At 60.1% G+C, this 24,494-nt stretch carries 19 protein-coding genes; 7 read left to right on the top strand and 12 right to left on the bottom strand.

The features are described 5' to 3' along the window. Positions 1 to 319: 319 nt before the first annotated feature. Entirely contained in the window at positions 320 to 1,069 is a 750-nt protein-coding gene (locus VGO04_RS28140) for an SDR family oxidoreductase (RefSeq protein ID WP_327499464.1), read from the top strand. Positions 1,070 to 1,090: 21 nt separating this feature from the next. Here VGO04_RS28140 and VGO04_RS28135 read toward each other — a convergent pair whose 3' ends face one another. After that, positions 1,091 to 1,954, bottom strand: a complete 864-nt coding sequence (locus tag VGO04_RS28135) for a LysR substrate-binding domain-containing protein (protein ID WP_327499266.1) — start codon at positions 1,952 to 1,954, stop codon at positions 1,091 to 1,093. A 109-nt stretch (positions 1,955 to 2,063) separates the two neighbouring features. On the opposite strand from VGO04_RS28135, the gene VGO04_RS28130 reads away from it, so the two are divergent. Continuing rightward, a complete protein-coding gene (locus tag VGO04_RS28130) occupies positions 2,064 to 2,474 on the top strand; it encodes a 4-oxalocrotonate tautomerase family protein (RefSeq protein ID WP_327499265.1) in 411 nt (136 codons plus the stop codon). A 238-nt stretch (positions 2,475 to 2,712) separates the two neighbouring features. On the opposite strand, the gene VGO04_RS28125 is transcribed toward VGO04_RS28130, so the two are convergent. From VGO04_RS28125 to VGO04_RS28095, 7 genes are all read right to left on the bottom strand, one after another. Continuing rightward, positions 2,713 to 3,624, bottom strand: a complete 912-nt coding sequence (locus VGO04_RS28125; protein WP_327499264.1) for an NAD-dependent epimerase/dehydratase family protein — start codon at positions 3,622 to 3,624, stop codon at positions 2,713 to 2,715. Between the two features lie 278 nt (positions 3,625 to 3,902). Beyond that, positions 3,903 to 4,754: an ATP-binding protein gene (locus VGO04_RS28120; protein WP_327499263.1), complete on the bottom strand. Its 852-nt coding sequence runs from the start codon at positions 4,752 to 4,754 to the stop codon at positions 3,903 to 3,905. Between the two features lie 278 nt (positions 4,755 to 5,032). Further along, complete coding sequence (locus VGO04_RS28115) at positions 5,033 to 6,151, bottom strand: glycosyltransferase (protein ID WP_327499262.1); 1,119 nt, start codon at positions 6,149 to 6,151, stop codon at positions 5,033 to 5,035. 209 nt (positions 6,152 to 6,360) lie between these two features. Beyond that, a complete protein-coding gene (locus tag VGO04_RS28110; RefSeq protein WP_327499261.1) occupies positions 6,361 to 7,593 on the bottom strand; it encodes a glycosyltransferase family 4 protein in 1,233 nt (410 codons plus the stop codon). A 38-nt stretch (positions 7,594 to 7,631) separates the two neighbouring features. Beyond that, entirely contained in the window at positions 7,632 to 9,836 is a 2,205-nt protein-coding gene (locus VGO04_RS28105; protein ID WP_414650612.1) for a polysaccharide biosynthesis protein, read from the bottom strand. A gap of 609 nt (positions 9,837 to 10,445) precedes the next feature. Then, positions 10,446 to 11,768 (bottom strand): HlyD family type I secretion periplasmic adaptor subunit, encoded by a 1,323-nt coding sequence (locus VGO04_RS28100; RefSeq protein WP_327499260.1) that lies wholly within the window; start codon positions 11,766 to 11,768, stop codon positions 10,446 to 10,448. Further along, a complete protein-coding gene (locus VGO04_RS28095; RefSeq protein WP_327499259.1) occupies positions 11,765 to 13,543 on the bottom strand; it encodes a type I secretion system permease/ATPase in 1,779 nt (592 codons plus the stop codon). The genes VGO04_RS28100 and VGO04_RS28095 overlap by 4 nt, the downstream gene beginning before the upstream one ends. 251 nt (positions 13,544 to 13,794) lie before the next feature. Here VGO04_RS28095 and VGO04_RS28090 point away from each other — a divergent pair, with 251 nt between their 5' ends. Further along, positions 13,795 to 14,985 carry a calcium-binding protein gene (locus tag VGO04_RS28090; RefSeq protein WP_327499258.1) on the top strand — a complete coding sequence of 397 codons (1,191 nt, stop codon included), beginning with the start codon at positions 13,795 to 13,797 and terminating at the stop codon, positions 14,983 to 14,985. A gap of 90 nt (positions 14,986 to 15,075) precedes the next feature. On the opposite strand, the gene VGO04_RS28085 is transcribed toward VGO04_RS28090, so the two are convergent. From VGO04_RS28085 to VGO04_RS28075, 3 genes are all read right to left on the bottom strand, one after another. After that, positions 15,076 to 15,780, bottom strand: coding sequence for an HAD family hydrolase (locus tag VGO04_RS28085; protein WP_327499257.1), 705 nt, complete (start codon positions 15,778 to 15,780; stop codon positions 15,076 to 15,078). Positions 15,781 to 15,785: 5 nt separating this feature from the next. Beyond that, positions 15,786 to 16,757: an ATP-grasp domain-containing protein gene (locus tag VGO04_RS28080; protein WP_327499256.1), complete on the bottom strand. Its 972-nt coding sequence runs from the start codon at positions 16,755 to 16,757 to the stop codon at positions 15,786 to 15,788. 93 nt (positions 16,758 to 16,850) lie between these two features. Further along, positions 16,851 to 17,756, bottom strand: coding sequence for a formyltransferase family protein (locus VGO04_RS28075; protein ID WP_327499463.1), 906 nt, complete (start codon positions 17,754 to 17,756; stop codon positions 16,851 to 16,853). Between the two features lie 413 nt (positions 17,757 to 18,169). Between VGO04_RS28075 and VGO04_RS28070 the strand changes: the two genes are divergently transcribed. The 3 genes from VGO04_RS28070 (at position 18,170) to VGO04_RS28060 (ending at position 21,561) form a co-directional block, all read left to right on the top strand. Further along, the gene (locus VGO04_RS28070) at positions 18,170 to 19,255 is read left to right on the top strand and encodes a glycosyltransferase (protein ID WP_327499255.1); all 1,086 of its coding nucleotides are present in this window, start codon (positions 18,170 to 18,172) and stop codon (positions 19,253 to 19,255) included. 298 nt (positions 19,256 to 19,553) lie between these two features. Continuing rightward, a complete protein-coding gene (locus VGO04_RS28065) occupies positions 19,554 to 20,342 on the top strand; it encodes a response regulator transcription factor (RefSeq protein WP_327499254.1) in 789 nt (262 codons plus the stop codon). A gap of 106 nt (positions 20,343 to 20,448) precedes the next feature. Continuing rightward, positions 20,449 to 21,561 (top strand): glycosyltransferase family 4 protein, encoded by a 1,113-nt coding sequence (locus VGO04_RS28060; RefSeq protein ID WP_327499253.1) that lies wholly within the window; start codon positions 20,449 to 20,451, stop codon positions 21,559 to 21,561. 45 nt (positions 21,562 to 21,606) lie between these two features. Here VGO04_RS28060 and VGO04_RS28055 read toward each other — a convergent pair whose 3' ends face one another. Further along, on the bottom strand, positions 21,607 to 23,265 hold the full coding sequence (locus tag VGO04_RS28055; protein WP_327499252.1) for a glycosyltransferase family 39 protein: 1,659 nt from the start codon (positions 23,263 to 23,265) through the stop codon (positions 21,607 to 21,609). 404 nt (positions 23,266 to 23,669) lie between these two features. On the opposite strand from VGO04_RS28055, the gene rfbF reads away from it, so the two are divergent. Further along, on the top strand, positions 23,670 to 24,494 hold the full coding sequence (gene rfbF, locus VGO04_RS28050; protein ID WP_327499251.1) for a glucose-1-phosphate cytidylyltransferase: 825 nt from the start codon (positions 23,670 to 23,672) through the stop codon (positions 24,492 to 24,494).

The raw sequence follows: 24,494 nt of genomic DNA, 5'->3' as shown, positions 1-24,494 counted from the left end.
CGGCAGGTATTCTCGCCGCCAGAAGAAAGAGGAGAGACGAGCTGTTCGTCCCATTTCACACCGGTATCAGCCCACCGGCTCACGGCTTTGGAACCTGCCATCCTGTTACCTCTCTTCTTGCGCGCACGACGTCGGGCGCGATTGCGGCCACCTGATTAATCAACCGGACCGTGCGGTACAAGCACTTAACGGTAGCGGCAACATGGTGATCGGGCACCGGCGCATCCGCCATTGGCGAAGTCGGGTGAAGCCGCTATTGCTCCTTTATCAAGATTGGATGAGCCTCGACCTGGAAACGGTAAAGACATCGGAGACCGACATGTTCGACCTGACGGGGAAAACGGCATTGGTCACAGGCGGCGGGCGTGGACTCGGCCTCGAAATGGCCAAGGCCCTTGCCAAGGCCGGTGGCACTGTCGTGATCAACGGCCGCAATAGGGAGGCCCTCGAGGCAGTCCGCGTTTTGGTTGCCGGCGATGGTATCGCGCTCAACATCGCCGAAGGAGACGTCTCAACCGACGCTGAAGAGATTGTCGCCGCCGCTGTCAAAGGGACGGGCCAGCTCGACATCCTGCTTCACGCTGTCGGCGAACGCGATCGGCGCGGTACGGACGCCATGGATCCCGCGTCTTTCGCGGAGGTCCTCAACAAGGACCTGACCGCAGCCTATGCGATGGCTCGCGCGGCACTCCCCTATCTGCGGCGCTCTTCCGCCGGCAGGCTGATCTTCGTAACCTCTATCGCCGCGTCCGCCGCGCGCTCCGGCGACCCCGCCTATACCGCGGCGAAGGGCGGCCTTGACGCGCTAACCCGCTCGCTTGCGGTCGAACTCGGCTCCGACACACTGACTGTCAATGCGATCGCGCCTGGCTGGTTTGCAACGGAAACGAATGCCGCACTCGCCGCCGATCCGGGGCTACAGGCATTCGTCGATGTGCGTATCCCGTTGAAGCGCTGGGGGCGCCCGGAAGAGATCGCGCCGGCGGCTGTGTTCCTCGCCTCGCCTGCGGCAAGCTTCGTTAACGGCACGACGATAACCGTCGATGGTGGCATGACCGTGCAGATGTAGCCGTTGGCGGACTGAGGCTGCTCAGGTCCTCTCGCCCCGACCGGACAAGCCGTCGGCCAGAAGCAAGGCAAGGCTCGATGCCGCCTTGCCGGGCTTTGGCTTGAGACGCAGGCTGAACTCTGCGTTCGGCAACGCCGGAAGAGCGAGTGCCTTGGGCGCGAGCGTCACGCCCTCTCCCAAGAACCGCGCTGTGCGCACCGTAACTGCAATGCCGCTTCGGACCGCGGCGCGCAAGCCGGATAGGCTCGGGCTGGTCGCGGCGATGCGAAACGGGCGGCCGGCCTCCTCAAGCGCAACCGTTGCGGCCGAACGAAAGCCGCAGGGCGGATCAAGAACGGCAAGTGGCAGCTCGCCGTCAAACACTGCCGGATCGTCCGAGGCGGATAGCCAGACCATCGGCTCACGCAACACGGCCATCTCGTCGGACGCCGCAGCTTCCCTCATGACGATCAACACCTCGATCGCCCCTTGATCATAAGCCGCCGTCAGTTCGCGGGAGCGCCCCACCCTCAGATCCAGGCGCACCCGTGGATGAGTACGGCCGAAATGGCGCAAAAGTTCGGGAAGGTTGCTATCGGCGAAATCCTGGGTGCAGCCAAGCGAAAGGCGACCATCGGCGCTTGCGCCCTTCAGGCTTAGCCAAGCATCCCGATTTACGTCGAGGATACGACGAGCATGGACCACCAGCTCCTCTCCGGCTGGCGTCAGAATGCGCCCCCGGCCGGAGGGAGCCAGAAGCGGCTCGCCGATCATCGTTTCCAGGCGCTGCATCTGGACAGTCACCGCCGATGGCGTTCGCCCGACGTAGGAGGCTGCGTTCGCCAACGAGCCGCTTTCGGCGAAGGCGAGAAAAGTGCGCAGAAGTTCAGGGTCAAACGCTTGCATAACTTCATGATAATCGAATTATAAATTCAAAACAATTCGATTTTATATAACTAATTGAAGTGGCAGATTGAGCTCACACAACAACACGGAAAGCCCTAAGGAGCGCCCAATGCCCATCATCAACATCACCGTCAGCGGCAAGGCCGACCCAGCACTCTCTTCCCGTATCGCCGCCGCGGTCAGCGAATTGACGGCTACCCACCTGCGCAAGGACCCGAAGGTCACGGCAATCGTCGTCAGCTACGCGGACCCGGAACACTGGTTTGCAGGCGGAACCTCGCTTGCCGAGCAGAACGCCAACAGCTTCTGGCTGGACATCAAGGTCGTCGACGGAACCAACACCAAGCAGGAAATGTCCACCTACCTTGAAGCCATATTCGGCCGCTTCGATGAGTTGCTTGGCAGATTGCACCCAGAAAGCTACGTGCTCGTTCACGAGGTTTCGGCTGCCGCCTACGGCTATGGCGGCAAGACGCAGGAGTTCCGCTACATCAGCGGCAAGCTCAAAGCAGGCGTTTAAATTCAAGGCGCGCCCTAGCTCCCACAGAAGACAAAGCCGTGGCTGAGCTGGCAGCGAACTGGCTGGCGCGAAAAGCGCGCCGGCCTCCTCTTGAACGAAACCGGAGCCGGCCCGGCACCAAGCGCACCGAAACCACGAGGGCCGCTGATCGCCAGGCGGCGCCACCCTTGGAAGCCCACCGGTGCACCGAACTTCGCACCAGCCGGCTTTGATCCGTCGCCTCCCTGGTCGCGACTACCTACCGCAACAGGTGCGCCAGTCCGGTGCGAAGGTCCGTTCGGCACTGATAATCGAGTTTCTCGTTCAACGCCTGCACGTTCCCTTTCGAACGTCGGACTTCGCCAAGTAGGCCGTCGACGCGACGGATGGTGGATTGTGCGCCAGTCTCTTCGATCATGGTCTTTGCGAGATCGTTGATCGACGTTTCTTCGCCGCGGCAAACGTTGAGGATGCCAGCCCCGGCCTGCCAGCGGCCGATCGCCTGAACCAACGCCCCGACAACATCGTCGATGTAGACAAAATCGCGGGTCTGGCAACCATCCCCATGGATCGTGATGTCTTCACCACGCTTCAGGCGTTCGACAAATTTTGCGATCACACCCGCGTATGGTGAAGCGGGATCCTGGCCTGGTCCGTAAACGTTGAAAAAGCGCAGCCCCAAGGATGACATTCCGTAGACCTCGTAGGCCGCGCGTGCATGAAGTTCGCACGAAAGCTTGTCTGCACCGTAGGGCGACAAAGGCGTGCAATGGCCGCCTTCCAAAAGAGGCAGATCCTGGCTCGCCCCATAAACCGCGGCCGAGGATGCGTAGACGAGCGGCAAGGCGCTACGCGAGGACGCAAGTTCCTCGATGATCCGCAGGAAGCCGGTCAGGTTAATGGCGTGCGACGACGTCAACTGCCGCTTGCATTTCTCGACCGAAGAGACGGCCGCCAGATGGATGCAGGCGTCGGCATCGCTGAGCACTTCGCGAATAGCCACACTATCCAGGATTGAACCTTCGACGAAGCGAGCATCCACCGGGACATTCTCGTGCCTGCCCGAACTCAAGTCATCGAGAACAGTGACGGCATATCCAATTTGCAACAATCTGCGCGTCAGGTGCGCACCGATGAACCCGGCTCCACCGGTAACCAAAACCCTTTTCAAGACATTTTCCCTCACGACGCCTCATCGTGATGGGAGCGTCTGGATCGTTAGTTGTGGTGGGCGTCGGAGCCAGCGAGCCGTTCGCAGCCGAAATCGGAAAGACCAATCGTGTCCGCGACACGGATCTCGCTTCCGTCTCGATTGCAATCCTCCCTTGCGGCAGTTCTGCCGTCAAGGCTCCCGCGGCGCAGTTTACCGTTGCGCGCAATACGCGTACTTGTAAAAAGGAAAACAACAGGGTTGCAAAGAAGGATGACGCCGCGGCAGGCAGTGAGCCGTCAAGGCTCCTGAAGCCCAAGGATCAGATCCTCGACCTCCGATCCGCCACCGACACGCATCAGCGCGGCGAACGAACCATCCGCCATGACTTCAAAGAGGGTGCCGCTATTTTCGCCCTTTTCATTGGTCCTTGTGACGATCAGCAGGCTACCGCGACCCTTGAGATAGGCGCGGATGTTGGCCACGGCCAGACGAATCTGATCCGCGGAAAAGTAGCTCTTGTTGAGAATGTTTGCGGCCCTGACGAGATCGAAGCGGCCGGCAAGACCTGGAGACCGCTTCATGATGTCATCTTCCACGAACTCGATGGAATCGCCGCGCGACAAGGCGCGGGTAATCATCTGCACCGGCTCGCTCTTGCCGCTGCGGATCAGTGCGCGCAAGCGCGGCTGCAGCATGGCTTTGGCAAGTTGGCGAGGGATGAAGGCAAGCGACACATAGTCCAGCCGACGTATCCAGGGCCGGATCGCTAGACCGGCAACATCGTATTGCAGCGGCCAGCCCTCGGGGTCTGCAAGAACCCGAACGCCAGTCGCCACTTCGACGATGTGGGCGTCAATGAAAAGATCGGTGGCCGTGATCTTCGGCGTCGAACCGCAGGCTTCCAGGTAACGGAGCAACTCGACCGTGGTTACCCCGGTGGAAACGCCGACATCAAGCACATCGCGCAACTGAGCCGCCCGCTCCGCAAGCACCGGCCTGAAGGCGGTTTCGAGCTCGCGAAAGCGGGAAGGTTGCGTCAGCTTGAAGGTGCCGTTGCGCATCTTCAGCTTTGCAAAAAACTCGGACTCGCGGGTGTAGTCTGCCGCGCCGCCAGTTCCCGAATAATATTGCCGGGCACTCATCACCATCGTCAGATACCTTAGCAATTGCGTCTGCTGGCCCTAGCACCCACGCGTGCTGCCGATGCCTCATATATGCCCTCCTCGCGGAGGCAAGGCTCAGCGCTGTTACTACGATCTTGTGGTGATAATGGCCGTCATCGGCTTCCAAAACGTGAAAACAACAACAGATAATTTCATTATATTCGAAAACAATTGGATAATGATATCAACTCCTTTGGAGAATCCAAGTTCCTTTCGATCAATTTTCGCCGAATGGCCTTATCGAGCGACACGCCTCGACGGCCCTATAACGTGCGCGAGGGACTGCGGCACCGCCGGGCACCAGCACCCGTACCGGCGGCGATCTGCGCCCGCGGCTCCAGCTTGATCAGATCATAGAGATCCTCGTAGGCCGCGACGGTGCGGTCGATTGAGAAGCATTGCGCCCGGCGTCGGGCATAGGCCACTGCGTCGTCGTACTTTTCCTCGTTTTGCGCAAGCTCGCGAATGCGGTCGGCCAAGTGCGTTTCGTTCTTGGCCGGAAATCGATAGTCGTCATTGTCGACAACGACTGCAAGCCCGCCAACGTCACTGACCAGAATAGGCAGGCTCGCAGCCATCGCTTCGACCACGGCCACTCCGAAACCTTCCCAGTGGGAGGATTGAACGTAGAGATCGAGGCGGTCGAGGAAACCCGGGATATCGCGGACCAAGCCGGAAAAATGGACCCGATCGCAAACGCCCAAGGCCCTGGCCAGTTCCTCAACGACGGGGCGGCGGCTGCCAACGCCGGCAAAAACCGCGTGAACATTCTCTGGCAGACGGGGCAACACGCGTACGATCGTCTCCTGGTCCTTCTTGTCGGTGAAGCTTCCGACCATACCGATATAGAACCGACCATCCGCCCTTGGGCCACGGTTTCGCGCCGATGCAAAGCGCTCCAGGCAAACGCCATTTTCGATGATATGGATTTTCGCCGCCGTCGGCGTCAGCCACTCCGACAAATACTCGCGGACTGGTTCGCTGATCGCCGCGATGCAATCATAGCGGCCGTAGATCCACCGTTCGATACCGCGCAACCACCGCCTCGCCCTGCGGCGGTTCCACGTGTTGTGCTCGGTGTAGATCTTACGGAATGGCAGGAGCGCGCAGAAATAGAGCGATGGAAAAAGGTGGACGTGAACCAGATCCGCCGCCCGCATGGCGTTCCATGCTGCACGGATGGACCTCGGGCTCGACAGCTTCACCGCTATTATGGTCACCGCGGAAAATGCTGCGTCATCGAGCAGTTCGTTGTTGGCACCCTTCCAGACGATTACGGTTGCCGAAAAGCGGGTTTGCCGCTGAGCCATCTCCACAACCAAGCGCTCGGCGCCACCGTTTCCATTGAGGTCGTTGATGATATGAACGACGCTGCCCGCCATCGTAAGACAATCGCCCCAAATATTCTTCGAAGGAATTATGCATAGCTATGATCACTTCAACAACAACAAGTGATATATACGTTTAATATTGCGATTTGTTCGTTTCCTAACAAGATGTTCGCAGGCGGGACGGACGGAGACCATCGCATGCCGCAGCTCTTCACTAGCTCGCGCGCCATTACGATTGTCGGAACGTCAGGATCGAGCCCTCAGATCAATGCCATGCGGTCGAGAAGAAGCTTGTTGACTGCATGCACATCGAATTTTGACTGCGCCAGGTCGCGAGACCTGAGCCCCATTTCCGTGACAAGAGAGGGCGCCTTGAGGAAGCGGCACAATACGTCGGCCAGCTGCCTGGCATTGCGCGGCTCGACGAGATAACCGTTGGTGCCGTCCACGACCGTCTCGTCGCAGCCCGGCAGATCCGTGGTGACGATTGCCCGTCCCGTCGACATCGCCTCCAGAATGCTGCGCGGAATGCCCTCACGGTAGTAGGAAGGCAAGACGAACACGCTGCAGGCGGCAAGATGAGGGCGAACGTCGGTCGTTTCCCCGAGATAGGTCAAGCTCCCGTCCGTAACCCAGCTTGCCAGAGCTTCGGACGAAATCGCAGCCGGGCTGGGATCGAATTGCCCCAGAACGCGGAACTCCGCCTCCGGATATTGCTCGCGCACCAGGCGCGCGGCCTCGGCGTATTCGATAATCCCCTTGTCCTTCAGCAACCGGGCGATGAGCAGGAAGACCGGCCGCCCGGTCGGGGGGCGCGAAAAGGCATAATGGTCGAGATCAACCCCCGAGCCCGGCACCAACGTCAGATCCTTCAGATCGGAAATCAGCCCACAACTGGCGATGTCTTCCGAATCCGCGCGATTGTAGGCAAAGACCCCGGCCGCACCCTTGAGCGCCTGTCGATACAGCAGAATGCTGATCTGTTTGACACGGCGGCCGAGCCACCGCTTGCTCGCAGCTTCGGAATAGACGTGTCCAAGCCCTGTGACGAGAAAGTACCGCCTTTTGACGCCCGCCAGGCGCGCCGCGATGCCGCCGTAGACAATCGGCTTCATCGTATACGGAATTACGACATCGATCTTGCGCGCCCGAAGCAGCCGCCAATAGGACCACAGCGTTGCGAGATCGGTGAACGGGTTTAGCCCCGCTCGCGCCATAGGCGTGCATGCGAACTCGACCCCGATGGCTGCAAGCTGACTGACAACCTCCTCGTCCTCTTCGGGACCGAAGGCCACCACCGAATGCCCGGCTTCGACCAGGCGTCGCAGAAGCTCCAGGCGAAAATTGGTGAGGGAGCGACTGTAGCTGGAGAGCACGGCAATGCGCTGCTTCGGAGCGGTACCGGAAATATCCGTTGCGCCCCGTGCCGCCCCCACGCTCCACGACTGCGCAGGTGGCCTGGTCGCAGGATAGTCGCTCGCATCGATCAACATCCACTGCTCCATACAAGCGTTTGCAAGACCGGAAATGCTCACATCGGCATCGGTGTCGACGGTGGTCCCCGTCTCAGACTTGACAGTGCAGCTTGCAGCACGTCCTCGGAGAGATGGGCGCCCTCGGCATCAAGGGCCGTGTCTTCACCGTCGAACGGAGCCGTCGTGCCTTCCGTTGAATGCTTGTCAAAGCCCGGGATGAGGCTGTTCATAATGGCAAAGACCATCGCCTGGTCGCCAAGCTCAGCAAAGAGCTTCAGGCGAGCAAACATCTCCTTCAGCGTCGAAAGAGGCACGGCATTCGGGATTGCACCGAGCACACCGGGGATAGGCGACGTGATGCGCTGCTCGTTGCTGTCGAACAGCTCTTCATAGAGCTTTTCACCAGGCCGTAAGCCAATGATCTCAATATCGATATCCTTGCCCGGTGTCAGGCCTGCAAGCCGGATCATGCGCTTGGCTATATCGATGATCTTGATCGGTTCATTCATGTCCAGAACGAAAATCTCGCCCTTGCCGATATCGCCTTCCAACCCATAGGCCGAAGCTTGCAGCGTCAATTCGACTGCTTCGCGAATGGTCATGAAGAAACGCGTCATCCGCGGATCGGTGACCGTCAGCGGACCACCCTTGGCGATCTGCCGCTTGAACAGCGGAATGAGGGAGCCACTGGAACCGAGCACGTTGCCGAACCGGACGGTCATGAACCTCGGGCCCGAGCCCTTCTTGAGGCAGTGCAGGTCCAACGCCTGGCAATAGAGTTCAGCCAGCCGCTTGGTACCGCCCATCACGCTGGTGGGGTTGACCACCTTGTCGGTCGACACCTGCACCATCGCCTGCACCTTGAAGCGACGGGCAGCGTTTGCGACGTTCATGGTGCCGATGACATTGGTCAGCACGCCTTCGCACGGATTGAGCTCCACCATCGGCACATGCTTCAGGGCTGCGGCGTGGAAGACGAGTTCGGGCCGGTATCTCGCAAAGACGTCGTTGACGCGATTGGCCCGGCGCACGTTGCACAGATTGGCCGTCCGCTTGACGCCCGGATAGCGCTCGCCAAGCTCCATATCGATCGCATAGAGATTGTATTCACAGTTCTCGACCAGGATGAGTTCCGCCGGCTCACGCGCAGCCACCTGCAACGTGAGTTCGCTGCCGATCGAACCGCCCGCACCGGTAATCAAAACACGCCGACCGCGCACCAGGCGAAGAATGGCTTCGTTATCGAGTGCGGCCTGCGGGCGCTCAAGAAGGTCGGTCAATTCGATCGAACGAAGCTCGAAGCGGCTTTCCTGCTTGGCACTCTTGAGTTCCGTGATCTGGGTCAAGCGCGATACGGTCATGCCACGCGCTTCCGCACGCCGCATCACGTCCTCGGCGCCTTCTCCAAAGGTCGAAAGCGCTTCGGTGAAGACCAGATGACGCGGCGCCTGCCCACTCTCAGAAAGTTCACGGACCACGCGGTCAAAATCGGCAAGGGCGCCAAGAATTGGGATCCCGCGGAGCGTCATGTCCGTATGCTCGGGCGTCGCCTCCAGGCAGCCGACCGGTTTGTGATTGCAGTGCGGATCGCGGCGAAGTGCCCTTAGATAGAGATCCGCCGCGTGACCGCTGCCCACGAGCAGGGTCGGGATCAGGTCGCCGTTGTCTTCTGCAATCGGTTGCCGCCGTGTCGGCCGCAACGCCAGTTCGTCCAGCCGGAAACTCAGGCGCGATGCGGAAAGGAACGCGGTGAGGAGCAACGCTTCGAGCGGCACGACGCTTCGGGGCATGTCCTGGAGACGGTTCGCGAAGAACGACATCAACACGAGCGCCGCCGAACTGATCACCACGGCTTGCAGGATCGAACGCAGGTCCGACACCGAGCAGTAGCGCCAGTCCCGCCCGTACAATCCCGCAACAGGGAAGGCGAGCGCGCATGCGAGGATGTATTGGGGACCGGTCGTCGCCAAGGCCCAGATGAGCTCGGGCCTTGAGGACATGGCGTCGAAGCCATAGCGCAGGAAAAAGGCTGCCACGAGCGCCAGTGACGCCGAAGCGATATCCATGACATAGAGCCTGCGCGAGCGGCGAACCTGTTTGACCGACGATACCGCCGTCCGTGCCGCCAGGCGCGAAAGGGCGCGTCCGACGGCCGCAAACCAGGTGAGGATGTTGACGAACCGAGCCCAATATCTCGCCGGCAATGGCTGAGCTGGGGCAACGGCTTGAGTGGGCTGGGCAGCGACCTCGTTGCGATGCATGCGACACCCTTCGATCAATAGAACGTCGTCCGGCCGCCGCGCCGAGACCGGACGGACGAACGATGCACTGAGACAATCTCTGTCCCGATTGATTTGTTCGGAATAAACTTCGGATACCTATGAATTCATACTAAGTTACCTGAAATTTATTTCACTTATGTACTGATCTATGTATTCGTACTGGCAATAGGATAAGCGAATTTCCCCAAAACTGTGGCACGCCGAATACCGGGTGTAAATTATCTCTTTGTTTTATTCACGCAAAATTAACTAATTAACTTAGAACTGAATAGTATTACCAAGGATATATACCTAACCCAAACGGATTAATCATTGAAAGCGCACCGCCAATGGAGCCGCAATGTACAACGGACAAAAATAGCTTTATACATTCGTTTCAGAGCGCTTAAAAAGCAACAAGAGTCATAAATTCCATACTCTTATGATTTAATTAGATCATCCCCAGAATATACTTTGAAAATCCAACAATGAAATCGACAGACTTCGTCGCTATTGCAGGGGTGACCACGACGCTATTTTACCGTCGCTCAGAGAAGAGGAGGCGGCAGGCGTTCCTCGAGTCCCGCCTTTGCTGGCGGCTTATGCCGATCATTCTCCGGCGAAGGCACGCCGATATGAATCCGCGATCGGCTTGACCAGATACTCAAGGAATGTCCGGTCGCCGATCTCGATGAACGCGTCGATCGGCATACCCGGATGCAACTGGTCCATGCGCAAGCCCGCCGGCAAAGGCATGTCGAGGCGTAGCACCGCTCTGTAATAGGGTTCGCGGGTCGCCGGGTCGCTCAGCCGATCGGCCGAAACATGGGCAACCGTTGCCGAGACCTCAGGCGTGAGGCTGGCGTTCAAGGCGGAAAGACGCACCCTGGCCGGCTGACCGACGTGGACAACGTCGATATCCTGCGGATGGATACGCGCATCGACGACGAGATCGCCGGTCGGCAGGATTTCCATGATCTTCTCTCCCGGACCGACCACGCTGCCGACGGCGTTGTAGACCGAAGCGACGACGACGCCGTCCACCGGTGCCGTGACGGTCGTCCGCTCGAGTACCCGGCGTGCCGCCGATACCTGCTCCTCGATATCAGCGAGCCCGGTTTTCACCTCGTTCATGGCGGTCACTGCCTGCTCGACTCGCTGCGTCTTCAGCCGCTCGATCTGTTCTCGCGCCTCGGCAACCTGCGTTCGGCTCGACGACGCCTCAGCCTGCAGCATGCCGACCTGTCCAAGCAGATCCGCCTCGACCCTTAGAAGCTGGGTGTATTCGGTGCGGTTCGTCAGCCCCTTTTCGAGAAGGTTGAACTTCCGTTCCGCCTCGCTGCGCACAATCTGGGTTTGCTTCTCGACGGCAACCTTTTGCGCCGAAAGGCCCTCAAGCCCATCGTTCAGGCTCTCCACCCTTTGCTGGAGGATGACGGTTTCCGACGTGAAGCGGGCAAGCCGGCTCTCAAATTCCTTGACCTGCTCTTCGGTCAGGTCGCGGCTTGCAGCAGACATGGTTGCGGGTGCATTGCCGATGGCGATCGTTAGCTCCCGCCTTCCATCGCGCTCTGCGGCGAGGCGCGCCTCCCGCGCCTTCAGCGCAACCCATTGTTTTGCGAGCCGGTTGAGTTGGGTGCGTGCGACGGTGTCGTCGAGCACGACAAGTGTTTGCCCCCTCTTGACGGCATCGCCTTCGCGAACCGCAATCTCGCTGACGATGCCGCCTTCAAGGTGCTGGACAAGAACGTTCCGGCCGGTAGCCGTAATCGTGCCGGCGGCGACCGCCGCCCCTGATAGCGGGGCTGTCGCCGCCCAATAGCCGAACCCGGCAAGAATGAGGAAAAGCGCGCCATAGCCAAACCGCGCGACCGACCCGGTGTCGGTCACGATCGTCTCTCTCCACGAGCGCCGGGCGTTGACCACGCTCATGGACGATCACCGGTTCTGCCCGGCACGAAGGTCGAGATGTTGGCGACCGTAACGCCCTGCGGCCGATTGGCGGAGGCCCTGGCGATCCTCTCTGCGCGTTCGGATTGGGCGCGACGCGTCACCTCGTCCGTCGGGCCAAAGTCCTCAATCCGTCCGCCCTTCATCACCAGGATCCTGTCACAGGTGGTCGCAATCGACATCCGATGGGTGACAATGACGACTGTCACACCGCGTCTCTTGGCCTCCACCAACGCCCGTCCGAGTGCCGCCTCCCCTTCACTGTCGAGATTTGCATTCGGTTCATCGAGCACCAGAAGGCGCGGCGCTCCGTAGAAGGCGCGTGCAAGCCCGACACGCTGGCGCTCGCCGCCAGAGAGGTTGCTGGAGCCCGGTCCGATCACCGTCTGGTAGCCCTTGGGCTGCGACAGGATGAGGTCGTTGGCATGGGCGGAACGCGCGGCGGCGACGACCTTGTCATCGGCGGCGTCCGGCTCAAAGCGGGAGATGTTGGCAGCGATCGTTCCAGGCAGCAGTTGAACGTCCTGCGCGAGATAACCAACCAGTTGGCCCAGTTGCTCGGGATCCCAGGTTCTCAGATCCGCTCCGTCGATGCTGATAGACCCCGCCGTCGGCGCCACTGCGCCGGTCAGGAGGCGTGCGAGCGTGGACTTCCCCGCCCGGCTCGGCCCAACGACGGCAACGCTTTCGCCCGCGGCAATGGTGAAATTCAGCCGTTTCAGGATTGGCTCCGGATCGGTTCCGGCATCCGGTGACACGTAAAGGAGGTCGCGCACGGCAAGATGGCCAACCGGATCCGGGAGGCGAAGCTTGCGGCTGTCGACGTTCTCTGCCTCGATCACCTTTTCGAACCGTGACCAAGCAGCACGTGCCTCCATCGCCTGCTTCCAGATGCCCACCAGCTGATCAAGCGGCTGCAGCGCACGACCGGACATGATCGAGGATGCGAAGATCATGCCGGCGGTCATCTGCCCTTTGAGGACAAGGGTGGCCCCGACGGCCAGTATCGCCATCTGCAGGATCATCCTGACCGATCGCGACACGCCACCAAAGACGGCGTTGACGACAAGGTTGCCGTCAGACGCAGCCGTCGCCGCGGCAAACTGACGTCCCCAGACTTCGCCGACATTCGCCGTCATGCCCATGGCACGCACCGTCTCGGCGCTGCGACTGAACATCTGCGCCGTCAGATTGGCGCTGGTGATGCGCTCCTGGGCAAACTGCGCTGCCCGCTTGTTCATGTACTGATTGAGGAAGACCAACGAGATGATGGCGATCGCACCGATTGTGGTCATCACGAACAGGAGCGGATGCAGCAGGTAGAGGAGGGCCGCAAACAGGGGCGAGAAGGGCAAGTCGAAGAGAACCGGCGTGCCGCGCGACGCGACGAAGCCCCTGATGGTCGCAAGATCACGCAGCGGCTGTATGTCTCCGGGCTCCCGGCCGGATGCCTTGAGCACGCTCGAAAACGCGGCAGGTCCAAGCTCATAGTCGAGCTTGGCGGCCATTCGAACCGCATAAATCGCGCGAATCACATCAATCAATCCGAGAAACGCGAAGGCGAGGAAGGCGATGATCGTCAAATAAACGAGCGTCTCGAGGCTCGATGACGGCAAAACTCGATCATAAACTTGGATCAAAAACAGCGGCGACGTGAGCGCCAGAACGTTGACGACCGTCGAAAACAAGCCGAGGTCGATCATGCTGCGCCGAAACGCAGAACGTAGATTACCGTCTCTGATTCTCTTATCTGCCATGCTTTAACGACACCGGTTCTAAGATTTTGAGTGGGGCCGTATCGATGGAAGTCTTGCCTGATGTCAACGTGCCGGAGGTTGAGTAGATACTATACATCTGTTGTAGCGGTTGCTTATAGATGCTATTTTATGCCCCCACCATATAACGCGACAGGTCACAGTTTTCACACGCTCCGGTCGCTTGCTGTTCTTGCAAGGCGGTCGGTAAAAGCAACGGCGCGTATTCTGCCCCACTAATAAAGGATGGAAACATGATCGTTAAGGGAAGACCCGTAGCTGACACGCTTTATGGAACGAACGTAGCTGACACGATTTACGGATATGGCGGCGACGATAGCCTTTGGGGCTATGCCGGTGATGACTATCTCGACGGAGGAGATGGCAACGACCGGATGTACGGTGGCGACGGCAACGACTTCTTCAAGGCTGGCCCGGGTGACGACTATGCTGAAGGCGGCGCCGGCAACGATTCCTTCGACGGCGGACTCGGTAACGACCGCTTCATCGGCGGCCTTGGCAACGACATTTTCGACGGCGAGGACGGCGACGACACTCTCGAAGGCGGCGATGGTCACGACACCATGCTCGGCGGCGCCGGCAACGACACCTTCTATGGCGGCGCTGGCGAAGAGTACATCGATGGCGGAGCCGGCAATGACATCATCTACGCCGGCGACGGCGATGACGGTTTCGTCAACCGCATCAACCCGGCAACCGGCAAGGTGACGACACAGGCCGTTGGTGGCGGTGCCGGCGATGACTACATCTACGGCGAAGGCGGCAATGACGCCCTGAAGGGCCAGTCCGGCAACGACCACGTCTACGGCGGTATCGGCGATGACCGGGTCGATGGCGGCGACGGCGACAACTATCTCGACGGCGGTGACGGCAACGACATCCTCGATTCCGAGAGTGGCCGCGATGAAGCCCATGGCGGCGCAGGTGTCGACCGGATCAGCGTCGGCGCTGGCGACGATCTCGTCTATGGCGACGGCGGCAACGACAGCATCAGCGGCGAAGACGGCAACGACACGCTGAATGGCGGCGATGGCGATGATCTGTTCTACGGCGGCAACGGCAACGACACGATCCGCGGCGATGCCGGCAGGGACACGCTCATCGGCGAGAGTGGTTCCGATTTCCTCTGGGGTGGCGCCGACGCCGACCGCTTTGTGCTCAAGGGCGCAGGTGCGCTGGTCGGCCAGGACACGATCATGGACTTCCAGGATGGCCTCGATCGTATCGTTCTGGAGAAGCTCGGCATCACCCGCTATGCCAACACTGGTGGCCCCGGCACGGTGTTTGCGTATGACGACCCGAGCGGCGACGTGATCCTGAAGGCCCAGGATTCGGCTGGCCACGCCTTCAACATCGTCGTCGACGATCCGAACGGAACGCTGTCGGCAGCCAACTTCAGCGCCGCAGACTTCACTTTCGCATAAGATTGAGGCGGCCGCGGATTTACATGCGCGCTCCGCGGCCGCCCACCCCATCCGCTCCTGACATCCCTCAGCAGGCTGGCTTGCCAAACTTCATCGGGAGAATGCTTCGCCAAAGGCGAGCGCCCGCAATGCGTCCTCCAACGCGTCGAGATCGCTGATCCGCGTTTCCGCCTCGTGTGCGCCGTCTGGCGCTGTCACATGATGAATTCGCTCCTTGCGAGCGACCATCACGGTTCGCCATCCGCGACGGCGCGGCGTGACAAAATCCTTCATCGGGTTGTCGGCGATGTAGACGAGATGGTCAGGACTGACCGCCGCCCACGTCTCGACCGTTTCGTAAGCCCTCGTGTGCGGCTTCCAGAAGTCGCGTCCCCAAAGATCGGTGTAGATCACGAGGTCAGTAAGGGCTTCAAGCCCCAGTGCTCGCACCTTGGCCTGCTGTGTCGCGGCGGGCCCGTCGGTGATGATCGCACGTCGACCGATGCGCGGGCGGTCCAGGTAGCGACGTGCATCACCTGCAAGCGCAATGCCTGGCTCGTGCCCACGGTAAACGGCCACGAGTTGCGAGACCAACGCGTCGTCGGCATCAAGGCCCATGGCGGCCAGCGCCATGTCGAAGACGCGCCCACTGTGTCCAGTGGCGGCCGCGGCCTGGCAATATCCCTCGAATCCTTCGGCGCCGACATGGCTGGCCAGCCAGGCATCGACCGCCTTAAAACCGCTCGCGACAAAATCGCGCTCCAGATACAGCGTGTCGTCCAAGTCAAAGACAAGCACCCGCTCGTTTGCGGACATGTCCGCTACCCCCTGAAGACCGCGGCGTCGTAACGCAACATCAACACACCCTCGCGCCAGTTGTCGTGCGCCGTGCTCGGCAATCCCGCCACTTCCTCAAGCAGAAAGCGTGCAAACGTCGCTCCGGCGTGGTCCACCAGCGGATACCCCCCACCGAAGCGGGCATTGATTTCGATCACGCGCGGACCCGTCTTTCGATCATCGATCACCTGAAAACAGAATACCCCGCGCAAAGCCGGCAACGCCCGCACGATGCCCTCCGCCATGGCGCGATGGAGGGGATGGCGTTCGGTGACGCCTTTTTCAACCTCCCCTGCCCGTATACGCAGACGTCGATGCGAGATCACCGAGACGAGCTTGCCACCGGCATCGACGAAAGCATTGACCGTATGCTCCGGACCGTCGAGGTATTGCTGCAGGATCATTGGCTCAGAGGTACTGTCGGGCAAATCCGCTTGCGAGCGCACGACGCTGATCAACCGGCTGGCGCTTCCGGCATTAGGCTTCAGGAAGAGTGGCCAGTGCCAGTGCGCCAGTTCGTCGCGAACCTCTTCCAGCATTCCGGTTCGAGGGACGGGAACGGCCGCAGCCTCCAGGACGCGCATCGTCTGGAGCTTGTCGCGGACGACATCAATGACCGTTGGGGCGCTGACATGCACGTGACATCCGGCGTGGGCGAAGTCATCGACCGCGGCTGCGAGCGGCAACAGTTCCGGGTCGATCGTCGGAACGATGAGCCTGATGTCATGCTCGCGCGCAAATCCGGCAAGGCGCGATGCAAATTCCGGGTGATCGTAGGGCGGCGCGGTGAAGGCCCTGTCGGCGACGGCGCAAGCTGCACTCAAATCCGGATCGAGGTCGCAGGCAAAAACCTTGAGGTCGATCTCAAGCGCTCGCGCTGCCCCGCGAAAACACTCAATCAGGCCGACACGCCTGCCGGCGGAAGAGACGAGGATATTGAGCGACCTTTGTGCCATGCACGCATTCTCCTAAAAAACGAGGAGCCAAGATCTTCATTCGTGTGTACCAAACCAGGCGCGCGGCAATCCGAACATCCAGTTCCGGCTGTCTTACGTTCCCAATTTACTATGCACAGCGGGGCGTCGGCCGTCCGCCGTGCGCCAGGCGGTGACTTCAATGCATTCGCGGTCGCCGCACATGACGGTAAACCCGTCCGGCGTATGCGCCTGCACCTGCCCGGGAAGGCCTATATAGCGAAAGGAGTCGGCAAAGCTGCGCGCCGCGTCGATATGAACGAGCCTTCCGTCCTGGCGGCCGAAGGCGCCTGGATAGGGCTCCCCGACCGCACGGATCAGGCGCAGGTTTTCCGCCGCCGGACGCTGCCAATCAATCAGGCCATCCTCCATCACGCGCTTTGCGCAGTAGCTTGCCAGATTGTGATCCTGCTCGACCCGAGGCGCCTCTCCCGCCGTCGCCAGTGCGACGGCTTGCGGAACCATTTCCGCCAGATTGCGCACATGCTTCTCGTAAAGACTGGCGGCCGTCTCGTCCGGCGCAAGCGGGAAAAGCCTCTGCAGGATGATAGGGCCGGAATCCGTGCCTTCGTCGATCCAGAAGAGCGACGAACCCGTGGTTTTCTCGTCGAGGAGGATCGTCCAAGGAATAACCCCACGACCTCGCAGCCGCGGAAGCGCCGACGGATGAAAGCCGATAACCCCGAGACGGGGGATGGCGCGAAATGCGTGGCGGCAGATCTGGGACCAGCCGAGAACCAGGACGAGGTCCGGCGCGATCGCCCGCATCGCCTCCAGCGTTTCGTCCGCATTCACGTTGGTCGTGTGGAAGACCGCGCTCCCGGCCGCACGTGCCGGCGTCGTCAAATCGGCAAAATCCGAATGCCGGTCCGCAGCCTCAGGTGGCAATGTGATGACCAGTGAGGGCAACATCCCTTTCGACAGAAGGGCATCAAGAGCCACTCGGGAACCTTCTACGGCACCAACCAGAACAAAACGCATTATCTTTCTCAAATACAAAAGTGCGCCAGAGCACAACCAAGGGAAGAAATAACCCGTGCGGGCGATATTAAAGTATTTCAAGTATGATATGGAGGGATGCTATTTCAGACGTGGCCTATACTGCAAGAGAATAATTGCATGACAGTGTTAGTCGTTGTATCGTGAAACCACTGCTTTTCTAGGGTCCTGCCCTCGATAGCATATTTAGAGAACGAACACATTTTAGAAATGATAGCGTCCGATGTGCCTTCCAAGACAGAGGCAATGGAGAATTGATATCCTGGCGTGCAGACCGCGCGACGGGGCTTAATGCTCGTGGCAGGAGCAGTGAAACACACCGGGTGTGACGCTGCGGACCAGTCGAGAGAATGCGGAGGAAGGCCCAGGCTGCGGCGCAACTTCGGATCCATGGTATGATTTTGCACTTGATCACCAATTTCAGCGCAAGCGCCGGAGCTGAAACAATGCTTGCGCGCCTGCTCAAGGCTTCACCGGACGAACGCGTTCTGGTCGTGTCGCTGCTGGACGTGTCGGCGCGAAACCGGAATCTTGCGGACAATCCACGCGTCGAGTACGTGGCACTCGGCGCGCGCTCGTTGCCGGCGATCGTTCAAGGCACGATGAGGCTCTCCCAGATCATCCGCCAGGAAAAACCGAGCGCCATGCTGTGCTGGATGTACCATGCAATGGTGGTCGGAACGGTCGCAGCCAAGCTCGCGCGCTGTGCGACGCCGGTCATCTGGAACGTTCGCCAGTCACTGGATGACGTCGGTTCGCTGTCGAGAAGCTCTCACCTCGCGATTGCCGCTGCCAAAGTGTTGTCCGGTTCTGCATCCGGCATCATCTACAACTCGTCCCGAGCGCGCGAAATGCATCGCGCCTATGGCTACCGCGACCTGAATTCGGTGGTCATTCCCAACGGCTTCGAAATTCCAGCCGTTGCCGGCGGCCACGAGGCGCCGCCGCGCCGGATCGGTATCGTTGCGCGCTTCCACCCGCAGAAAGATCACGCCACCTTTTTTCGGGCCGCAGCCTCCGTCTTGCGGACGCACCCGGACACGCGTTTCCTTGCGGCCGGGCGGGGACTGGCCTGGGACAATCCGGAAGTCGTCCGGCTGATCTCGGATTCAGGTCTGCCGAATGAAGCCATCGAGCTCAGGGGCGAGGTGGCGGACATGGAGGATTTCTACCGCAACATTGACATCCTCGCGCTATCGTCGAGAACGGAAGGCTTCCCCAACGTCGTCGCCGAGGCGATGAGTTACGCGAAGATGGTGGTGGCCACTGACGTCGGGGACGCAGCTGAGGTCGCCGGCAACGCCGGATTTGTCGTGCCTGCCCGCGACCCGGAAGCCTTCGCCGACGCCATGCGAAAGGTGCTTGACCTTTCGCCAAAGGAATATGCCCGCTACGCCCACCTCGCCCGTGATCGTATCGAAAGCGAATACACATTGCACAAGATCGAAAGACGATACTCCAACTTTCTGAGGAATTTTTGACCCGGCGCCGCTTCGCAGAACGCGGGGAACGGGAATGCTGAGCGGAAAAGGTTATCGCGCGAATGGCAATGAAAGCGAGGCCCAATCCAATGCGCGCGACAGTTCAAAGTCCCTGATATCGGCGCGTTGACCAATGGCAAGCATGTGATAGCATTCAAACTTTCAGAGACATTCTTTCGATTTCGTAAAATATACAATCAAGAATTGCATTTCTCGACTTAAGACAATCCAATCACAAGCACTTCTTCCGCGGGCCTTTTGATATGCGTGGAACCCGAAGAATAGCAGATCACATCACTTGGCGATCAACGACACCGCATTTCCGGTGCACGACGGTCAGCGGCTGCGTTTCCGGCCAAGCTTCGCTTGCCGTAGGACGCCGCCTACTCGCCCCGGCAGGGACGCGTCCGGGCAGGTGTGCATCATGACGACGCCGATACGCACAGTCATCGTCGACGACCATCCGCTCGTCATCGTCGGCGCCCGCGCAACCATCGCAGCGACAAACGATATCGTCTGCGTCGGCGCTGCTGCAACAGGCGCAGATGCGCTCGCCCTGATCAGGGAAACGAGCCCGGACGTATCGGTCATCGACATTTCCCTTCCCGATATGAGCGGTCTGTCGCTGGCCGAGGAAATTCTCAAGCAGAAGCTTTCGACCTATGTCGTGGTCATGACGCTCTACCAGGAACGAACCTATGCGCAGCAGGCGCTTCAAATCGGCGTCAAAGGCTTTATCCAGAAATGCTCCGCACCGGAACATCTGCTGCTTGCCGTGCGTTCAGTCACGCTCGGCGGGTTGTATCTGGATCCGCCGACGGCCCAGGAGCTGACCCGCGCGGCTCCAGGCGTCGGATCACGTGCCATGCGGGCGGCGGGCGTGCCCGGACTTACACGCCGAGAGCAAGACGTCCTGCGCCTCGTCGCACTCGGTTACTCCAACAAAGAGATCGGGGCGCGCACAAATGTGAGCGTCAAGTCCATCGAAACGTACAAGGCCCGCGCGACGGAGAAGCTGCAGCTCCACACGCGGGCACAAATTGTCCATTTCGCCCTGACCCATGGCTGGATGAGCGCTGTCTCGTGAGCCGCGCGCACACGACACAGCGCTCCGGCACATTGACGACAGGCGGTTGGGCCAAGGCACGGGCAGCGAGATCGTGCGCTCGGCGCAATTGAGACAGGAGCCGCCCTTGCGGATTGTATTCGTGCTTTCGGGGCTTGAGGCAGGCGGCGCGGAAAAGGTCGTCAACATCCTCGCGCACCATCGCTGCGCGCGCGGCGACGAGGTTCATGTCCTTGCCGTCAATGCAACCAGCCCATCCAGCTACTTTGCCTATGAGAAGGCAATCAGCGTCGAAGCACTCGGCGGCGGCACGTCTTTGCGCGCGCTTAGAACCGCTGAGCGTGTCTTGCGGCTGCGCACGCGGCTGCGCGCATTGTCACCCGATCTGGTCATCTCGTTCCTGACGAAGGTCAACATCATGGTCGTCATGGCCACGCGCGGCCTCGGCCTCAGGGTGATCCTCTCCGAGCGAAACAACTTCAACACCCAGACCATGAACTGGGTGTGGCGGCTATCGCGTCCGCTGGCCGCCCGCATGGCGGATCGGCTGGTGATGCAGACGAAAGCCGCGGCCAAGTCGCTGCCACCGGAGCTGCAAGGCAAAGCGGTCATCATCCCGAACCCTGTCACGCTTCAACGCGGCGGCGTCCGCGCACAGAGCGGGGGCGTGCGGGTACTTGCCGTCGGGCGCCTGGATAAACAGAAAGGGTTTGACCTGCTGATCGACGCTTTTGCTGATGTCGCCAGGCGAAACCCGGCGACAACGCTCACCATCTTCGGCGAAGGCCCGGAACGGGGCGTGCTCGAAGAAAAGGTTCGCCACCTCGGCTTGCAGGATCGCATTCGCTTGCCCGGCACGACGAAATCACCGGTCGAATGGATCGATGCTGGCGATATCTTCGTTCTCAGTTCCCGCTTCGAGGGCTTTCCCAACGTGCTGCTCGAGGCAATGTCGGCAGGTCTCGCAAGCATCGCCTTCGATTGCCCCTGGGGGCCGTCGGACATCATCGATACGCCCGATGTCGGCATGCTGTTGCCCGCGGAGAATGTCGAGCAACTGGCCGAAGCCATGAACCTTCTGGCGAATGATGCGGCACTCCGGCAGAAGATCGGATCCGCGGGCGCACGCACGGTCGCCGCGCGCTATGCGCCGACCACCGTCCTCCAGCAATGGGACAACGTCATTGCGCCGCCAAGGACGGTTGCAGCCCTATCCCCGACGGCGCGCATGTCGACTTGATAAACGCTGGAGGCGTGGGGCCGCCTACAGGCGGCCACATGCGGGTCAGGGCGTGCCGGGCTTCAGATACAGGATCGGCGTTCCATACCGATCCTTGAAGCCGAGGTCAGCGGATTGCACATAGCCATGGCTCTCCGCATAGGCGCGCATCGGTTTTTCCAGTTCCTCTTCGAAGCCAAGCAAAAGTGCCGCCGGCGGATCCTTGTCGAACAGCGCTTCGATCGTCGTCGGCGATGTCATCTTGTAATACTTCGCCAAGTCGGGACTGGTCATGGCGGCGGTGCGATAGGCGAAGGGCCCCGTCGCAAGTTCGGGATAGACGTCAAGCCCGCCTTCCAGCGGATAGATGGGCGAAAGCGTCGCCACTTTGCCGCTGACGCCGGCTTCTTGCATCCGCTCCGCAATGGTCAGGCCCTGCCCGTGTACGCGCATGGCCGTCCATTGTTGCGGATGCGCCGCCTTGCCGATGTATTGGCCGAGGCGGGGGGCGTTGACGGCGAGCACCACAAGTGTCGCCGCCAGCAGGATGGGGCGCGCCATGGGCAGCGCCCCAGGCCCGAGTGCCTCGAGCAAGAGCCCCAAGGCCAGAGGGATGCAGACGAGTGGCGGCGCGAAATATTGCGGAAAGCCGGGTGTCGGCACAAAGCTCAGGGCGACGCTGCAAAGCAACACGCCCGCCAGCACCAGAATCTCGCCCATACGGACCCGCGGTTCGGCCACTTCATCTTCAGCATGCCCTGTTTCAGTGCGCCTTGTTTCAGTGCGTCGTGCGAAAACGATGAAGGCGACAGCCAGAAGCGCTGCAAGCGTGACGGCGACAGCCGGCGCAAACCATATCTCCTGGGCGAGTGCGAGCTTCTGGGCGAGTGACATTGCGCCCCCCTCCCCGTCACCACTCATCAGCCGCCAGTACTGCGGATGCGGACCTGTATGGTAGCGAACCACATGCGCGATGAAGAGCTCAGGGGCACGGACAAGATAAACGAGGATCGGCGCGCCCCCAACCAGGCCACCGATCAGCAGCGGCCCCGCGACCTGGACGATCCGATCTTTCAGATTCAGCGATCGCGGCAAAAGGAACGCAGCAACAGCGACGGCCGGAATAAACGCGACGGCGCTCAACTTGAAGCTCACGGCAAGTGCCAGGAAGAAGCCGGCGAGCGCCACAAGCGCTGCACGGTGCCTTTCGTTGCGCAACGCGAACAGGAAAAGACTGAGCCCGAGGAAGGCAAATGGCCAAGGCAGAAAGTTGTTGGTGGCGCTGACCCCCGTCTGCGTCAGGAAGAGCTCGTTCACCAGGGAAACGATCACCACGCAAACCGTCGCCCATGCCGAGCGTGTCAACGCGTGAACGACGCCGGCGACCACCGCAGCAAAAAGGATCCAGGCGAGGAACACGCCGACGCGGCCACTCAGGAGCAGATGGCTCGGCTCGACCAGCTTGCCGATGCCGTAGAAGTACCATGCCGAACCTGGCGGGTGGTTGTAGAAAAAGTCGCTGTAAAGCGCATGGTCGTTTAGCAACCGGATCGGAGGCACATAAAGCTGCTCGTCTCTTCGCATCTCGAAGTTCATGATGCGGAGGAACAGAAAGTAAAACACAAACAGAAATAACAGAGCGGTCGCGATATAGTAGAAAATGTCTACCGATCTTCCCCGAACCGCAATCTTTTCCTCTGTAGAAACGCTTGCTGAATATGTCATATAAAAACTCCGAACAAACAATCGACGAAGTATAAAATTCAGAAAGCGAGGAGAGCGATGTCGGTCGCACTCGGCTTCTGATCATCATGCGGGGTCGTGATGCGCCCCGGCGGCACCGTCAGGTGGGAAAATCCGGACAAGCGTGCAAGGATAAACCTGACACTTAAAAGAGCTTGCGGCCAAGCCTAATATAAGGTATTTCTTTTATATTGGTTACTTAACATAACGGAAACCCTGGGGCTAATCCAGATATATTCCGTGGCGCGCAGTTAAGCGCGAGCATTTATTGGCGTGCATTTTTATCAGTTATTGAAAACGACCTCATCGCGCATTGGATCGCGATTGCTCATGAATAAAACCTAAGACGTCAACAGTATCCCAAATACATATTCTTGGAGACCGCTATGAAAGTCGTTCTCTTTGCGGGAGGGCTTGGCTCACGCCTTGCCGAGGAAACCACGCGTATACCCAAGCCGATGGTCGAGATTGGTGGCAAGCCCATCATTCTCCACGTCATGGACATTTACAGCCACTGGGGCCATCGCGACTTCGTCGTGGCCGGCGGCTACAAGTGCATGTCCATCAAGAGCTTTTTCCATAACTTCCACCTATCGACGGCGGATTTCACCGTCGCGCTCGGAAGCGGCTCGATGGTTCTGCATCCCAACCACCCGCTCGACTGGAATGTCTCGGTGGTGGATACCGGCCTGTCGACGATGACCGGGGGCAGGCTCTTGCGCCTGCGCGAATGGCTCGACAACGAACCGTTCATGGTGACCTACTCGGACGGTGTCGGAAACATCGACATAGAGGCACTGCTCGCGTTCCATCGCTCGCACGGCCGTCTTGCGACAGTCACGGCTGTTCAGCCCCCGGCGCGCTTCGGCAACCTCGAGATCGAGGGCGACCAGGTCGTCGAATTCACCGAGAAGGTCCAGAAAAAGGAAACCTGGATCAACGGCGGCTTCTTCGTCTTCGAACCGGGCGTGCTCGACTACATTCCGAGTCTTTCCGAACCGCTTGAAATGTCGCCGCTGACCAATCTGGCCAGGGACGGTCAACTTTTCGCGTACAAACACCATGGCTTCTGGCATCCCATGGATACGGTGCGCGACCGTGACTACCTGAACGGCCTGTGCGAGAGCGAAGATCCGCCATGGCTGCACTTTGAACGCGACCACATCGCTGCAACGCCGGCTGCGCCCTCCACCCACCACGTACGGATGTAG

Origin of the sequence: Ensifer sp. (assembly GCF_035999185.1) — a bacterium.
Lineage (GTDB): Bacteria > Pseudomonadota > Alphaproteobacteria > Rhizobiales > Rhizobiaceae > Ensifer.
The sequence above is the reverse complement of the archived record's forward strand: the minus strand, read 5'-3'. Positions and strand labels throughout refer to the sequence as shown.

What these genes read in the sequence shown, in the direction of transcription:
- VGO04_RS28140 (WP_327499464.1), top strand. Translation starts at nt 320, where the DNA reads ATGTTCGACCTGACGGGGAAAACGGCATTGGTCACAGGCGGCGGGCGT.
- VGO04_RS28135 (WP_327499266.1), bottom strand. Translation starts at nt 1,954, where the DNA reads ATGCAAGCGTTTGACCCTGAACTTCTGCGCACTTTTCTCGCCTTCGCC.
- VGO04_RS28130 (WP_327499265.1), top strand. Translation starts at nt 2,064, where the DNA reads ATGCCCATCATCAACATCACCGTCAGCGGCAAGGCCGACCCAGCACTC.
- VGO04_RS28120 (WP_327499263.1), bottom strand. Translation starts at nt 4,754, where the DNA reads ATGGTGATGAGTGCCCGGCAATATTATTCGGGAACTGGCGGCGCGGCA.
- VGO04_RS28115 (WP_327499262.1), bottom strand. Translation starts at nt 6,151, where the DNA reads ATGGCGGGCAGCGTCGTTCATATCATCAACGACCTCAATGGAAACGGT.
- VGO04_RS28110 (WP_327499261.1), bottom strand. Translation starts at nt 7,593, where the DNA reads ATGTTGATCGATGCGAGCGACTATCCTGCGACCAGGCCACCTGCGCAG.
- VGO04_RS28105 (WP_414650612.1), bottom strand. Translation starts at nt 9,836, where the DNA reads ATGCATCGCAACGAGGTCGCTGCCCAGCCCACTCAAGCCGTTGCCCCA.
- VGO04_RS28100 (WP_327499260.1), bottom strand. Translation starts at nt 11,768, where the DNA reads ATGAGCGTGGTCAACGCCCGGCGCTCGTGGAGAGAGACGATCGTGACC.
- VGO04_RS28095 (WP_327499259.1), bottom strand. Translation starts at nt 13,543, where the DNA reads ATGGCAGATAAGAGAATCAGAGACGGTAATCTACGTTCTGCGTTTCGG.
- VGO04_RS28090 (WP_327499258.1), top strand. Translation starts at nt 13,795, where the DNA reads ATGATCGTTAAGGGAAGACCCGTAGCTGACACGCTTTATGGAACGAAC.
- VGO04_RS28085 (WP_327499257.1), bottom strand. Translation starts at nt 15,780, where the DNA reads ATGTCCGCAAACGAGCGGGTGCTTGTCTTTGACTTGGACGACACGCTG.
- VGO04_RS28080 (WP_327499256.1), bottom strand. Translation starts at nt 16,757, where the DNA reads ATGGCACAAAGGTCGCTCAATATCCTCGTCTCTTCCGCCGGCAGGCGT.
- VGO04_RS28075 (WP_327499463.1), bottom strand. Translation starts at nt 17,756, where the DNA reads ATGCGTTTTGTTCTGGTTGGTGCCGTAGAAGGTTCCCGAGTGGCTCTT.
- VGO04_RS28070 (WP_327499255.1), top strand. Translation starts at nt 18,170, where the DNA reads ATGATTTTGCACTTGATCACCAATTTCAGCGCAAGCGCCGGAGCTGAA.
- VGO04_RS28055 (WP_327499252.1), bottom strand. Translation starts at nt 23,265, where the DNA reads ATGACATATTCAGCAAGCGTTTCTACAGAGGAAAAGATTGCGGTTCGG.
- rfbF (WP_327499251.1), top strand. Translation starts at nt 23,670, where the DNA reads ATGAAAGTCGTTCTCTTTGCGGGAGGGCTTGGCTCACGCCTTGCCGAG.